The organism is Dactylosporangium maewongense, from assembly GCF_039531485.1.
In the GTDB taxonomy this organism is placed as follows: domain Bacteria; phylum Actinomycetota; class Actinomycetes; order Mycobacteriales; family Micromonosporaceae; genus Dactylosporangium; species Dactylosporangium maewongense.
Genome location: NZ_BAAAQD010000008.1, coordinates 143,730 through 157,758, shown reverse-complemented (window position 1 = coordinate 157,758; position 14,029 = coordinate 143,730). Strand labels below are relative to the sequence as shown.

Annotated in this window: 11 protein-coding genes; 10 read left to right on the top strand and 1 reads right to left on the bottom strand. The window is 70.8% G+C overall.

Annotated features, from left to right (window positions below; genetic code table 11):
* Positions 1-66 precede the first annotated feature (66 nt).
* Both ABD332_RS21495 and ABD332_RS21490 read left to right on the top strand, forming a co-directional pair.
* The gene (locus tag ABD332_RS21495) at positions 67-1,893 is read left to right on the top strand and encodes a phosphoenolpyruvate carboxykinase (GTP) (protein WP_344503791.1); all 1,827 of its coding nucleotides are present in this window, start codon (positions 67-69) and stop codon (positions 1,891-1,893) included.
* Positions 1,894-2,011: 118 nt separating this feature from the next.
* Positions 2,012-2,782, top strand: coding sequence for an isoprenyl transferase (locus ABD332_RS21490; RefSeq protein ID WP_344503790.1), 771 nt, complete (start codon positions 2,012-2,014; stop codon positions 2,780-2,782).
* Between the two features lie 900 nt (positions 2,783-3,682).
* On the opposite strand, the gene otsB is transcribed toward ABD332_RS21490, so the two are convergent.
* A complete protein-coding gene (otsB, locus tag ABD332_RS21485) occupies positions 3,683-4,483 on the bottom strand; it encodes a trehalose-phosphatase (RefSeq protein ID WP_344503788.1) in 801 nt (266 codons plus the stop codon).
* A gap of 431 nt (positions 4,484-4,914) precedes the next feature.
* On the opposite strand from otsB, the gene phoH2 reads away from it, so the two are divergent.
* The 8 genes from phoH2 to ABD332_RS21445 all read left to right on the top strand — a co-directional run bounded on the left by phoH2 (position 4,915) and on the right by ABD332_RS21445 (position 14,024).
* Positions 4,915-6,195, top strand: a complete 1,281-nt coding sequence (gene phoH2, locus ABD332_RS21480; protein ID WP_344504020.1) for an RNA 5'-3' helicase PhoH2 — start codon at positions 4,915-4,917, stop codon at positions 6,193-6,195.
* Positions 6,196-6,412: 217 nt separating this feature from the next.
* Complete coding sequence (locus ABD332_RS21475; protein ID WP_344503787.1) at positions 6,413-7,075, top strand: aggregation-promoting factor C-terminal-like domain-containing protein; 663 nt, start codon at positions 6,413-6,415, stop codon at positions 7,073-7,075.
* Between the two features lie 3 nt (positions 7,076-7,078).
* Positions 7,079-7,762, top strand: a complete 684-nt coding sequence (locus ABD332_RS21470) for an aggregation-promoting factor C-terminal-like domain-containing protein (RefSeq protein WP_344503786.1) — start codon at positions 7,079-7,081, stop codon at positions 7,760-7,762.
* Between the two features lie 26 nt (positions 7,763-7,788).
* Positions 7,789-8,439: a rhomboid family intramembrane serine protease gene (locus tag ABD332_RS21465; RefSeq protein WP_344503785.1), complete on the top strand. Its 651-nt coding sequence runs from the start codon at positions 7,789-7,791 to the stop codon at positions 8,437-8,439.
* Between the two features lie 97 nt (positions 8,440-8,536).
* Complete coding sequence (locus tag ABD332_RS21460; protein ID WP_344503784.1) at positions 8,537-9,505, top strand: NAD(P)/FAD-dependent oxidoreductase; 969 nt, start codon at positions 8,537-8,539, stop codon at positions 9,503-9,505.
* A gap of 45 nt (positions 9,506-9,550) precedes the next feature.
* Positions 9,551-12,091, top strand: a complete 2,541-nt coding sequence (locus ABD332_RS21455; protein ID WP_344503783.1) for a PAS domain S-box protein — start codon at positions 9,551-9,553, stop codon at positions 12,089-12,091.
* On the top strand, positions 12,088-12,516 hold the full coding sequence (locus ABD332_RS21450; RefSeq protein WP_344503782.1) for a response regulator: 429 nt from the start codon (positions 12,088-12,090) through the stop codon (positions 12,514-12,516). Before ABD332_RS21455 ends, ABD332_RS21450 begins: the two co-directional genes overlap by 4 nt.
* Complete coding sequence (locus ABD332_RS21445) at positions 12,513-14,024, top strand: sensor histidine kinase (protein ID WP_344503781.1); 1,512 nt, start codon at positions 12,513-12,515, stop codon at positions 14,022-14,024. Before ABD332_RS21450 ends, ABD332_RS21445 begins: the two co-directional genes overlap by 4 nt.
* Positions 14,025-14,029: the final 5 nt, after the last annotated feature.

The following is a 14,029-nucleotide window of genomic DNA, read 5'->3' as shown; positions in this document are numbered from 1 at the left end:
CAGCATCGCGCGCCGTGCTTTGGCATTTGCGCCTACAGGTCAACGCCGACCACAGGGAGATTCTCGATGTCAGCACCGGTCACGGTCCCGGGTCTCGACCAGGCACCCACCGCCCATTCCAAGCTCCTCGCCTGGGTCCGCGAAGTCGCCGAGCTCACCACCCCTGACCGGGTGGTCTGGTGTGACGGCTCCGAGGGTGAGTGGCGCCGCATCACCGACGAGCTCGTGGACAAGCAGGTCCTGGTGCGGCTGCGGCAGAAGCCCAACTCGTTCTGGGCCCGCACCGACCCGTCGGACGTCGCCCGGGTCGAGGAGCGCACGTTCATCTGCTCCGCGGACGAGGCCGACGCCGGCCCCACGAACAACTGGATGGCGCCCGCGGAGATGAAGCGGGTGATGACGGAGCTGTACGACGGCTCGATGCGCGGCCGCACGATGTACGTGGTGCCGTTCTGCATGGGCCCGCTGACCGCCGAGCGGCCGATGTTCGGCGTCGAGCTGACCGATTCCCCGTACGTCGTCGCCTCTATGCGGATCATGACCCGGATGGGCGCCGACGTGCTCGACCGGATGGGCGCCGACGCGCCGTTCGTGCCCTGCCTGCACTCCGTTGGCGCGCCCCTCGCACCCGGCGAGCAGGACGTCGCGTGGCCGTGCAGCGACACCAAGTACATCTCCCACTTCCCGGAGAGCCGGGAGATCTGGAGCTACGGGTCGGGGTACGGCGGCAACTCGCTGCTGGGCAAGAAGTGCTTCTCGCTGCGCATCGCCAGCGTCATGGGCCGCGACGAGGGCTGGCTCGCCGAGCACATGCTCATCCTCAAGCTGACCGGACCGTCCGGCCAGGTGAAGTACGTGGCCGCCGCGTTCCCCAGCGCCTGTGGCAAGACCAACCTGGCGATGCTGGAGCCGACCATCCCCGGATGGAAGGTCGAGACGCTCGGCGACGACATCGCGTGGATGCGCTTCGGTGCAGATGGGCGGCTGTACGCCGTCAATCCCGAGTTCGGCCTGTTCGGTGTCGCTCCCGGCACCGACTGGAAGACCAACCCCAACGCGATGCGGACCCTCGCGAAGGGCAACTCGGTCTTCACCAACGTCGCGCTGACCGACGACGGCGACATCTGGTGGGAAGGCATGGGCGAGCCGCCCGCGCACCTCACCGACTGGAAGGGCCGCGACTGGACGCCCGACTCGGACGAGCCGTCGTCGCACCCGAACTCGCGCTTCTGCACGCCGATCGAGCAGTGCCCGATCCTCGCCGACGAGTACGCCGACCCGCGCGGCGTGCCGATCGACGCGATCCTCTTCGGCGGCCGGCGCAAGACCACGATCCCGCTGGTCACCGAGGCCCGCGACTGGGTGCACGGCGTCTACCTCGGCGCGACCCTGTCCAGCGAGACCACCGCGGCGGCCACCGGCAAGGTCGGCGTGGTCCGCCGCGACCCGATGGCCATGCTGCCCTTCATCGGCTACAACGCCGGCGACTACTTCGCCCACTGGATCGAGATGGGCAAGGGCGCCTCCTCCGGCACCGCGCAGCTGCCCAGGATCTTCTACGTCAACTGGTTCCGCCGCGGCGACGACGGCCGCTTCCTGTGGCCCGGTTTCGGCGAGAACGCCCGCGTCCTGAAGTGGGTCGTCGAGCGCATCGAGGGCACCGCTGACGCCGTCGAGACCCCCATCGGCCGGGTGCCGGCGCCCGGCGCGCTCGACGTGGAAGGCCTCGACCTCACGGCCGAGGACCTCGCTGCGGCCCTGCGGGTCGACGCCGACGAATGGCGGGCGGAGATCCCTCAGGTGACCGAGTGGTTCGAGCGCTTCGGCGACAAACTCCCCGGGGTGCTCTGGGCCGAGCTCGACGCGCTGAAGGCCCGGCTCGACGCCGCATAGTGGCTGGTCGGCGGCCGGTCAGTCAGCAGATCGGCCGCCCACCCACCCGCCGTTCAGCACTGTCCGGTGCACGGCTGACGGTGTCGCTTTGCCCGGTAGGTCGCTACTCTTCTCGACCGTGGGCCTGCGTGACGTGGTGTATTCGTTGTACGAGAAGCGTCTCGCCCGACGGCTGCACGGCAAACCTCAGCCGCGACACGTCGGGGTGATCGTCGACGGCAACCGGCGCTGGGCGCGCGAGATGGGCTACGTCGATCCCAACGACGGCCATCGCGTCGGCGCCGAGCGGATCAAGGAGCTCCTGCGCTGGTGCGACGGCGCGACCGTCGCGCACGTCACCCTGTGGCTGTTGTCCACCGACAACCTGTCCCGCCCAGCCGCCGAGCTCGACCCGCTGCTGCAGATCATCGAGAACCTGGCCGCCGAGCTCGCCGACGAGGGCAACCCCTGGCAGCTGCGCATGGTCGGCGCGCTGGACCTGCTGCCCACCGCCAGCGCCCAGTCCCTCAAGGCGGCCGAGGAGCGCACCGTCAGCCGCACCGGCGGCGCCCAGGTCAGCCTCGCCGTCGGCTACGGCGGCCGCCGCGAGATCGCCGACGCCGTGCGCTCCCTCCTCCACGAGCACGCCAAGGCGGGCACGTCGATCGAGGAGCTCGCCGAGATCCTCGACGTCGACCACATCTCCGACCACCTCTACACCCGCGGCCTGCCCGACCCCGACCTGGTGATCAGGACCAGCGGCGAGCAGCGCCTGTCAGGCTTCCTGCTCTGGCAGAGCGCCCACTCCGAGTTCTACTTCTGCGACGTCCACTGGCCCAGCTTCCGCCGCGTCGACTTCCTGCGCGCCCTGCGCTCCTACGCCAACCGCCAACGCCGCTACGGCGTCTGAGCCGGCTGTAGTTCCCCCCACCGCTGCCGCGGCGGGTCCCGGCGGGGATTCTCACCCGCACCCCGATGCGCCGCTCCGCGACGCACTGCCCGCGCCGAGACGCGAGGCAGGCCAAGCGGCGCATGCGCGCCGCATCCGGCGGCTGGCCCCGGCCGATCCATGATCCGGTAAAACTCGTGCACCCAGAGCAACGCAACTTCGTCCAGACCCCGCCAACCACCCGCCCGCCATGACCCCGTGCGATCACGGCCCCCGCCCCGCACTCTTCGGCCTGAACTTCTCGCCCCATGCTCTCTGACCTGCACTTTCTCGGCCCGCGCTCCCTGGCCCGCACTCCCTGACCTGCGCTTCTCGCCCCACGTGCTCTGGCCTGCGCTTCTCGGCCTTGCGCTTCCGGCCTGCGTCTCTTCTTCTCAGTGACGCCTCTGCCACTTCGACGCTCGGGTCCACCTCTGGACCTATCCCTGCTCGGGCCCACCCCGCCCGGACAGACGTTGGTCAATGCCCCAAAACGCCCCTTTTCGGGATAGACGTTGCGCGATCCACCCACAATTTGATCTCTGAAATCGAGGCTTATCGCGCAATGTCGATGGGACAAAGGCCGCAGACCCGGGCATTGATCAACGTCGGTGCCGAGGTGTCTCGTCAGTGTCGAGGCTGCTCGTCGGTGTCGTGTGGCGAAGTGTGCGGCGGTCGGGGCCGACATGATCAGCACGGAAATCATGGGCGAATCTGGCCACGGCTGGCCACCGGATGCGGCGCGTATGCGCCGCTTGCTCTGCCTCGCGTCTCGGCGCGGGCAGTGCGCCGCGGAGCGGCGCACTGGGGTGCGGGTGAGAATCCCCGCCGGGACCCGCCGCGACAGCGGTGGGGCGGAAGCACAGCGGGGAATTACAGCATTTACAGCTGGGAGAGCAGGGTGCGGAGGAGGGCGGGGACGTCCTCGGGGGCGTCGACGTGGATGTCGGCGGCTTCGATCAGGGCGTGGCCGCTCTCGGCGTTGGCGACCGCGACCCGCACGCCGACGAAGTCGGGGTCCGCTGCTTCGCGGGCGGTGAGGGCGTCGAAGGCGCGCAGGTCGGCCACGTCGTCGCCGAAGTACCAGGCGCAGCTGTGGCCCTCGGTCTCCTCGCGCAGGACGCTGCCCTTGTCGCGCTGGCCGGGGGGCTTCAGCTCGACGACCATGCGGCCCGCCTGGAGGCGCAGGCCGAGCTCGCCGGCGCGCTCCTTGGCCCACTGCTCGACCTCCGGGGCCAGGTGGGGCGCGTTACGGTAGTGCACGGCCACGGAGAGGCGCTTGTACTCGACCCGGGTGCCCGCCGGCAGCTCCGCCCGGGCGCGGTCGGCCAGGTCGCTCATGACCTGGACGAAAGGGGCGGCTGACGGGTCGGTCTCGACCAGGCCGCCGGGGCGTTGGACCTCCAGCCCGTACAGGCCGAAGACCGCGACATCGGGCAGGTCGGCGAAGCGCTCGCGGAGGAAGCCGGCCGGGCGGGCCGAGACGATGACGACCTTGCCCAGGCGACGGCTGAGCTCGCCGAGGGCCTCGACGATGCCGTCGGCCGGGTGGACCGTCTCGGGATCTTCCTGGATGGGCGCGAGAGTCCCGTCGAAGTCGAAGAAGAAGGCGCAGTGGCCTGCGCGCTCCGCGGTCAGCTGGAGGATGGCCTCGCGCGAGCGTGCAGTGTCAGGGGCCGCCATGTGCCAAGCGTACTGAAGAATTCACGCAGCGGCGTACCTCACAAGGCGGGCAATCAAGGACTCGATCTAGTGGATTTTGCTTGCAGCGGTTAGCGTCTGTGCTGTGGCTTGGGGTTTTCCCGGCCATCCGAGGCCCGGACCGAGCGATCACTGTGAAGCCACGGGGCCAAGCACCCGACCCCGTGCGGGCGTCGGAGGACGCGAGTGCGGGCGGCGAGGTGCCCGTCCCCGGAGATCCCGTGACCGTTCGCCGTAGTCCCTCGGAGTCCACCCCTCCCGCTCCACGCGGCCGCGCCACCAAGGCGCAGCCCGCGGAAGCGCCGCAGGAGGTCGTCAAGCCGGTCCGTCGCACCAGGAAGACGGCCCAGGAGAAAGCCCAGGAGAAAGCCCAGGAGAAAGCCCGGGAGCAGACACCGGACAAGCGCACCTTCGTGCTGGACACGTCCGTGCTGCTGGCCGACCCGGGCGCGTTCCTGCGCTTCGGAGAGCACGACGTGGTCCTGCCCCTGGTCGTCATCTCCGAATTGGAGGGCAAGCGGCACCATCCCGAGCTCGGGTACTTCGCGCGGCGTTCGCTGCGGTTCCTGGACGACCTGCGGGCCAAGCACGGCCGGCTGGACGTCCCGCTGCCGCTGACGGACTCCGGCGGCACCCTGCGGGTCGAGCTGAACCACGCCAACCAGAACGTGCTGCCGGCCGGCTTCCGGGCCGACACGGACGACGCCCGGATTCTCGCGGTCGCGCTCGCGCTCGCCGCCGAGGGCAAGGACGTCCTGCTGGTCACCAAGGACATGCCGCTGCGGGTCAAGGCCGGCTCGGTGGGCCTGGCCGCGGACGAGTACCAGCCGGGTCCGGCGACCAACCAGAGCTGGACGGGCATGGTCGAGCTCGGCATCGCCGAGGACGAGGTGAAGCGGCTCTACGCGGGTGAGGCGATCGACCTCGACGGCGCCGGCGACCTGCCGGTGCACACGGGTCTGGTGCTCACCTCGCAGAACGGCTCGGCGCTCGGGCGGGTCTGTGCCGACAAGTCGGTGCGGCTCGTGCGGGGCGACCGGGAGGTGTTCGGTGTGCGGGGGCGCTCGGCGGAGCAGCGCATCGCGCTGGACCTGCTGCTGGACGAGTCGATCGGCATCGTGTCCATGGGTGGGCGGGCCGGCACCGGCAAGTCCGCGCTCGCGCTCTGCGCGGGCCTGGAGCAGGTCATGGAGCGGCGCAAGCACAAGAAGGTGATCGTCTTCCGGCCGCTGTACGCGGTCGGCGGGCAGGAGCTGGGCTATCTCCCCGGCGACGCCGCCGAGAAGATGTCGCCCTGGGCGCAGGCGGTCTTCGACACGCTCGGCTCGCTGGTGCACGACAACGTGATGGAGGAGGTGGCGGCCCGGGGGATGCTCGAGGTCCTGCCGTTGACCCACATCCGCGGTCGCAGCCTGCACGACGCGTTCGTGATCGTCGACGAGGCCCAGTCGCTCGAACGCGGCGTCCTGCTCACCGTGCTGTCCCGCATCGGCAGCAACTCGCGGGTCGTGCTGACGCACGACGTCGCTCAGCGTGACAACCTGCGGGTCGGCAGGCACGACGGCATCGCCGCGGTGATCGAGGCGCTGAAGGGCCACCCGATCTTCGCGCACGTGACCCTGACCCGTTCGGAGCGGTCGCCGATCGCCGAGGTCGTCACGGACCTGCTGGAGGACCTCCCGTTCGAAAGGTGAGTTGAGCAAAAGAGTCCTAATTGTCACGTGATTAGGATCACATAACATACTGTTTGGGTTCTCACCTGCGAATGCACTAGGCGATGGTGGGGAACGAGCGCATGACGCCAGGCGAACCGGCATCAGGCGCTCACGGTGCGTCATCGGCTCGGAGGGCTGGTCCGCTGCAACGCGTGGACCGCCGTCCGGGCCGTGCGCCGCGTCCTGTCCCCGACGAATGGATACGTTCGTGATCCAGCTGTGGCAGCGGATCGGAAAGATCCGTGCCCTGGCGGCCCTCGCGCTCGTCGCGGCCCTCGCGGGCGGCGTCGTGATCGCCAACTGGGACAGCGGCGAGAAGGCTGAGCCGGTCAACACCGCCGCCAACGCCGCCCTTCCGAAGCCGTCGGAGACGAGCGCCAGCGCCGCGCAGTCGCAGGACCCGCAGAGCAAGGCGCAGGACGCCGCCTCTGCGGCCGCCGCGCAGGCCAAGGCCGCCGAGGACGCCGCGCGCAAGAAGAAGGAAGAAGAGGCGAGCCGGTCCAACACCCGCTCCGCCGGCCCGCCGTCCTACCCGGCCCCCGCCTCGTGCGGCGTCTACTCCGGTCACAGGAACACCGGCTGCACGCTGATGGTCGCCGCCGGCTACGGCCTCGACCAGATGCCGTGCCTGGACAAGCTGTGGACCAAGGAGAGCGGCTGGAACCCCAGCGCGCACAACAACAGCAGCAACGCCCACGGCATCCCGCAGGCCGTCCCCGGCGACAAGATGGCCGCCTACGGCACGAACTGGAAGACCGACGCCGGCATCCAGATCAAGTGGGGGCTGAACTACATCAAGGGCCGGTACAAGACGCCGTGCGGCGCATGGGGTCACAGCCAGAGCACGGGGTGGTACTAGGCCATGGACGTCCTGACGCTGCTGTGGCAGCGGGTCGGCAAGATCCGTGTCCTGGCCACCCTCGCACTGGTCGCGGCCCTCGCGGCGGGTGTCGTGATCGCCAACTGGGACAGCGGTAAGAAGGCCGAGCCGGTCAGTGCCGCCGCCGACGCCACCCTTCCGAAGCCTTCCGACACGAGTGCGAGCGCCAGCGCCGCGCCGACGTCCCAGGAGGCCCAGAGCAAGGCGCAGGACGCCGCCTCCGCGGCCGCCGCGCAGGCCAAGGCCGCCGAGGACGCCGCGCGCAAGAAGAAGGAAGAGGAGGAGACGAGCCGGTCCACCACGCGGACCCTGGGCCCGCCGACCTACTCGATCCCGGCCGCTTGCGACGTGTACAAGGGCAAGAGTGACAACAAGTGGCGCGGCTGCGGGCTCGTGTTCCAGGCCGGCTTCGGGTTCGACCAGATGTCGCCGTGCCTGGAGAAGCTCTGGGACAAGGAAAGCCACTGGACGACGACGGCGCGGAACAAGAGCTCCGGCGCCTACGGCATCGCCCAGGCGCTCCCGCCGTCGAAGATGGGCTCGATCGCGAGCGACTGGTCCTGGAATCCTGAGACCCAGATCAAGTGGGGCCTGGGCTACATCAAGGGCCGCTACAAGACGCCGTGCGCCGCCTGGTCCCACAGTCAGTCCAGCGGCTGGTATTAGCGAGCGAAACCTGTTACCAACGTGGCGTGACCGTCGATGCCACGAGTCCGTCCGACCCCACGCGATTCGGCACGGAGGCGTTCTACGCCTCCGTCGGCCGAGCCTTCGTCGCCATGTGCGCGTTCGTGCCGGTGCTGTTCGCGATCGAGTTCCTCGACCGGCTCACCGGTGAGCGGCTCGACCAGGACGGCGGCATCAAGCCGCACCATCTCGACGGCCTGGACGGCATCATCTTCTCGCCGTTCCTGCACGCCGGCTTCGCCCACGTCCTGGCCAACAGCATCCCGCTGATCCTGCTCGGCACGTTCGTCCTCGCCGCCGGCACCACCCGCTTCCTGCTCACAACCGCCTTCATCGCGATCGTGGCCGGGGTCGGGGTGTGGTTCATCGGCGATCCGGACACCGTCGTGGTCGGGGCCAGCGGCGTCATCTTCGGCTATCTCGGCGTGATCCTGATGCGGGGCGCGGTCGAGCGCAGCTGGTGGCACATCGCCGTCGGTGTCCTCATCGGGCTCCTGTACGGCTGGCAGCTCTTCGGCGTCCTCCCCGGCGAGGAGGGGGTGTCCTGGCAGGGGCACCTGTGCGGGTTCATCGGCGGCCTCGTCGCCGCGGTGATCTTCCGGCGCCGCAAGCCACGCCGCTCCGACGACCCCCTGGCCATCGGCACCGACGCCTGACAGCAAGCCGCGGCGCCGCCTGGCCGTCGAAGCCGGCGCCGCGGCAGGCTGCGGTGTCCTCTGGTCATCGGCACCGGCGCCGCATAGCGTTCCCCGTATGCGGGATGTCGACCTGGCCATCGTCGGCGCGGGACCGGCCGGACTCTTCGGTGCCTATTACGCCGGCTTCCGGGGCCTCAGCACCGCCCTGATCGACGCGCTGCCGGAGCCCGGCGGCCAGGTCACGGCGATGTACCCCGAAAAGATGATCTTCGACGTCGCGGGGTTCCCCGGCATCCGCGGCCGCGACCTGGTCGCCAACCTCGTCGAGCAGGCCGGGCAGTTCCACCCCCATTACCTGCTCGGCGTGCGGGCCGAGGGCCTCACGTACGACGACGGCCGCCCCGTGCTGACGATGTCCGACGGCACCGTCCTGCGCTGCGGCGCCGTGCTCATCACCGGCGGGCTCGGCAGCTTCACGGCCCGCCCGCTGCCCGCCGCCGACGGGTTCACCGGCGACGGCCTGCTCTTCTTCGTGCCGCACCTGGCCGACCTGGCCGGGCACGACGTCGTCATCGTCGGTGGTGGCGACTCCGCCTTCGACTGGGCCCTCGCGCTGGAGCCGGTCGCCAGGTCGGTGACGCTCGTGCACCGCCGCGAGAAGTTCCGGGCGCACGCCTCGACCGTCGCCCGCGTGAAGGCCCTGCCGATCGAGATCATCGTCAACGCCGAGGTCACCCGGATTCTCGGAGATGCCAGGTGCACGGGCGTCGACGTCGCCGTCCGCGGCGCGGCACCGCGCACCCTCCCCGCCGACTCCGTCGTCGCCGCGCTGGGCTTCACCGCCGACCTCGGCCCCCTCGCCGACTGGGGCCTCGAGCTGGACAAGCGCCACATCAAGGTCGACTCGACCACCGCCACCAACCTGCCGCGGGTGTTCGCCGCCGGCGACATCAGCGAATACCCGGGCAAGGTCCGGCTCATCGCGGTCGGCTTCGGGGAGGCCGCCACCGCCGTCAACAACGCCGCCGTGATCATCGACCCGGCCGCCCACCTCTTCCCGGGGCACTCGTCCGACAACGGGTGAGCAACTTCTCAGTAACCGCAGCGCACCGCCGATCTGCAGAGCGTGGTGGGCGTCCGTCTCCAGGTCCTCGGGGTGGTGCTGCTCGGCCTGCTGGTCTCCGGCGGGGCGGGCCTGCTGATGCACCGCGTCGAGCTGGACAACGCCGGCCAGACCCTCGACCGGCGGGTCGCCGCCGCGCAGGAGGCGGTGGCGTCCACCGCCCAGCGGTACGTCGACGCGGTGCAGCTCGTCGCCGGCGGCCTGGAGGCGCTGCCGAAGATCGACGCCACCTCGTTCACCTCCGCCACCGCCCCGCTCGGCCGGCTCTGGCTGCCCGGCGCCGCGTCCGCCGACTTCGTCGTCGCCGTGCAGCACTCCGACGTCCAGGCCGCCCAGGACGACTGGCGGGCCCGCGGCGCGGTCGGGCTGACGCTGGGCCCGGCCACCGACGCCGGCCGGCACTACTTCACGGTCCTGCAGCGCAACCTGGCGCAGGACACGAGCGACGGCGTCGGCCAGGACCTCACCACGGCGCCGGAGGCGGCCTGGGCCCTGGAGCGGGCGCTGCGGATCGGGCTGCCGGCGATCTCCGGCCCGTACCTGCTGCCGCGCGACGCCGACCTGCCGGAGCAGGAGCGGCAGCACTCCGTGGTGCTGCTGCAGCGGGTCGTGGACCAGGTCACCGGCGAGCTGCGCGGGTTCGTCGAGCTGACCGTGCGGATGCAGGCCTTCTTCACCGACACGATGCTCCAGCCGTCCCGCGAGCTGGTGGACGTGACGCTGTCCGCGATCGAGGACAACGCGTGGGTGCCGATGGCCCGCATCTCGCGGCAGCACGTCGGCGGGCCCGACCTGCGCCGCAGCGTCATCGTGCAGGTCGCCGACCAGCAGTGGCGGCTGATGGTCGTCACCGACAGCGAGGCCCTGATGGGCGCCGAGAGCCACCTCGACGCGGGCATGGTGTTCAGCGGGCTCGCGCTCACCGTCGTCACCGCCGTGCTCGTCTACACCCTCGCGACCTCGCGCCGCCGGGCCGAGGACCGGGTCGCCCAGGCCACCGCGGACCTGCGGCACCAGGCGACGCTGCTGTCCGCGGTGATGAACACGATCGGCGACGGCGTGGTGCTCATCGGCCCCGACGGTGCCGCGATGTGGCTCAACCCGAGCGCCCGCGAGCTGCTCGGCGACGACGTCGAGCGGCAACCGCCGGCCGAGTGGGCGCGGCTGCTCGACGCGTACGAGAGCGACGGCGTCACCCCGTTCCGGTTCGAGGACCTGGTGCGGCGCCCCCTCGAGGCGCAGGCCGAGATCATCGTGCGGGGCCGCCGGCTGGACGTGCGGCTCCGGCGGCTGGTCCACCAGGACGGCGACGGCGGCGCGGTCGCCGTGCTGCGCGACGTCACCGACCTGCACGACGCCGACGAGAAGGTGCGCGCCTCCGAGGAGCTGTTGCAGCTGCTGCTGGACGGCGCCCGCGACTACGCGATCTACATGCTGGACCCCGACGGGGCCGTGATGAGCTGGTCCGCCAACGCCGAACGGCTCAAGGGGTACCGCGAGGACGAGGTCATCGGCCGCTCCTACGCGATGTTCTTCACGCCGGAGGAGGCCGCCGAGGGGGTGCCGCAGCACATCCTCGCGCAGGCGGCGGAGTACGGCCGGGTCGAGATCGACGGCCCGCGGGTGCGGCACAACGGCAGCCGCTTCTGGGTGCACGGCACGCTCACGGCGGTGCGCGGCCCCGACGGCTCGATCCGCGGCTTCGTCAAGGTCGGCCAGGACGTCACCGAGCGCAAGACGGCCGAGCGGGCGGTCGAGCGGCTCAACGCGGAGCTGGAGCTGCGCGTCGCGGAGCGCACCGCCGACCTGCGCGAGGCCAACGCGGAGCTGGAGTCCTTCTCGTACAGCGTCTCCCACGACCTCCGGGCGCCGCTGCGAGCCGTGGACGGCTTCGCCAAGATGCTCGCCCTTGATCACGGCGACGCGCTCGACGAGCAGGGCCGCCGGTACCTGTCCCGCATCCGCGCCGGCGCGCAGCAGATGGGCGAGCTGATCGACGGGCTGCTCGCGTTCTCCCGGCTGCAACGGCAGGAGATGACGAGCCTGCGCGTCCACCTCGACCAGCTCGTCGCCGACGTCTGGGACGAGCTGAGCGTCGAGCGCGGCGACCGCGACATCGTCCTGACCGTGGGGGACCTGCCGGACGCCCAGGGCGACCCGCGGCTGATCCGGCACGTGGTGGCCAACCTGGTCGGCAACGCGGTCAAGTACACCCGCGCCGTCTCCCCGGCCCGGATCGAGGTCGGCCACAAGGTCACCACGGAGGCGGACGCTGCAATGCCGGGCGTCGGGGGCGACGCCGTGTATTACGTGAGGGACAACGGCGCAGGCTTCGACATGCGGTACGCCGACAAGCTGTTCAAGGTCTTCCAGCGGCTGCACCGCGCCGAGGACTACGAGGGCACCGGCATCGGGCTCGCGCTCACCCACCGCATCGTGGTGCGGCACGGCGGCCAGATCTGGGCCGACGCGGCGCCCGGCGAGGGGGCCACCTTCTACTTCACCCTTCCGGCATACGCAGACACGCTGTTGGAGGTGGGCGGATGAAACCGCTGTCGAACAGGGTCCTGCTCGTCGAGGACAATCCCGACGACCTGGAGCTCGCCCGCCTGGCCTTCGAGCGGGGCAGGTTCGCCCGCAACGTCGACGTCGCCCGCGACGGCGCCGAGGCCCTCGACTACCTGTTCGGGCGGGCCGCCGCCGACCCGCCGCAGGTCGTGCTGCTGGACATCAAGCTCCCGCTGGTCGACGGCATCGACGTGCTGCGCCGGGTCAAGGCCGACGCGCGCACCCGCCACATCCCGGTCGTCATGCTCACCTCGTCGGCGCAGGACCGCGACCTGCACGCCTGCTACGAGCTGGGCGCCAACAGCTACATCGTCAAGCCCGTCGACATGGAGCAGTTCCTGTCCGCCGTCAACAGCATCGGCCTGTACTGGCTGGGGCTCAACCTGACCGACCAGCACTCATGAGGATCCTGCTCCTCGAGGACAACCCCGACGACGCCGAGATGCTCGTGTTCGAGCTGCGGCGGGCCGGCTTCGCGCCCATGTGGCGGCGGGTCGAGTCCCGGGCGGAGTTCCAGGCCGCGCTCGACGACCCCGAAGGCCTGCCGCAGGTGATCCTCGCCGACTACTCGCTGCCGCAGTTCAACGCCCTGGAGGCGCTGCACATGCTGCGTGCCGGCGGCTACGACATCCCCGCGATCGTGGTCAGCGGCGCGATGAGCGAGGAGTCGTGCGTGGACGCGCTGCGCCACGGCGCCGTCGACTACCTGCTCAAGGACCGGCTCAGCCGGCTCGGCTCGGCCGTGCAGCACGCCCTGTCGCAGCAGCGGCTCGCCGCCGACCAGCGCCGCGCGGAGGAGACGTTCCGCGCCGCGTTCGACCACGCCCCGGTCGGCATGGCCGTCACCGACCTCGACGGGCACGTGCTGGAGGTCAACCAGGAGCTGGCCCGCATGACCGGGCTGCAGCCCTCGCAGCTGCTGCTGGACATGGTCGCCGAGGAGGACCGGCCGATCGTCGCGGAGAAGATGAAGCGCCTCGTCGCCGGCGAGGCCGAGAAGGTCAGCAAGGAGCTGCGGCTGTGCCGCTCCGACGGCGCGCCGCTGTGGGGGCAGTACTCGGCGTCGCTCATCGGCTCGGGCGGCAGCGCCCGCGGCCGGGGCCATCACGGGGCGCACCACGTGGTGCACCAGATCGCCGACGTCACCGACCGCCGGCGCGCCGAGGAGGCCCTGCAGCGGCAGGCTGCGAAGCTCGCCCGCACCAACAGCGACCTGCAGGAGCTCGACCGGCTCAAGAGCGAGTTCGTCGCGACCGTCTCCCACGAGCTGCGCACGCCGCTGACCAGCATCCGCGGCTACACCGAGATCCTCGCCGACGCGCACGCCAGCTCCCTCGGCGCGACCGAACGCAAGATCGTCGGCATCATCGACCGCAACGGCCGCCGCCTGCTCGACCTCATCGAGGACCTGCTGACCTTCTCCCGCATCGAGTCCGGCACGCTCACGCTCAGCGTCGGGCCGGTGCAGATGCGGCAGATCATCGACGCCGCGTACGAGGCGATCCGGCCCTCCGTCGAGGCGGCCGGCCTCAGCATCACCCTCGACGTCGACGAGCACATCCCGGTGGTGCAGGGCGACGGCGAGCAGATCGAACGCGTCGCGCTCAACCTGCTGACCAACGCGGTCAAGTTCTCCGACGCGGGCGGAGCGATCACGGTGACCGGCCGCGAGCGCGACGGCGAGGTCGTCGTCTGGATCCGTGACACCGGGGTCGGCATCCCCGAGCACGAGCAGAGCATGTTGTTCACCCGCTTCTTCCGTACCGCCGACGCGCAGAAACGGGCGATCAAGGGCAGCGGCCTGGGCCTGGCGATCAGCAAGGCGATCGTCGAGGCGCACGGCGGATGGATCGCGCTGGAGTCCATCGAGGGCAGCGGGACCACCGTCGGCTTCGGCATCCCGACCCCCTAGACCCC

What these genes read in the sequence shown, in the direction of transcription:
- ABD332_RS21470 (WP_344503786.1), top strand. Translation starts at nt 7,079, where the DNA reads ATGGACGTCCTGACGCTGCTGTGGCAGCGGGTCGGCAAGATCCGTGTC.
- ABD332_RS21495 (WP_344503791.1), top strand. Translation starts at nt 67, where the DNA reads ATGTCAGCACCGGTCACGGTCCCGGGTCTCGACCAGGCACCCACCGCC.
- ABD332_RS21445 (WP_344503781.1), top strand. Translation starts at nt 12,513, where the DNA reads ATGAGGATCCTGCTCCTCGAGGACAACCCCGACGACGCCGAGATGCTC.
- otsB (WP_344503788.1), bottom strand. Translation starts at nt 4,483, where the DNA reads ATGGCGGCCCCTGACACTGCACGCTCGCGCGAGGCCATCCTCCAGCTG.
- ABD332_RS21475 (WP_344503787.1), top strand. Translation starts at nt 6,413, where the DNA reads ATGGATACGTTCGTGATCCAGCTGTGGCAGCGGATCGGAAAGATCCGT.
- ABD332_RS21460 (WP_344503784.1), top strand. Translation starts at nt 8,537, where the DNA reads ATGCGGGATGTCGACCTGGCCATCGTCGGCGCGGGACCGGCCGGACTC.
- ABD332_RS21450 (WP_344503782.1), top strand. Translation starts at nt 12,088, where the DNA reads ATGAAACCGCTGTCGAACAGGGTCCTGCTCGTCGAGGACAATCCCGAC.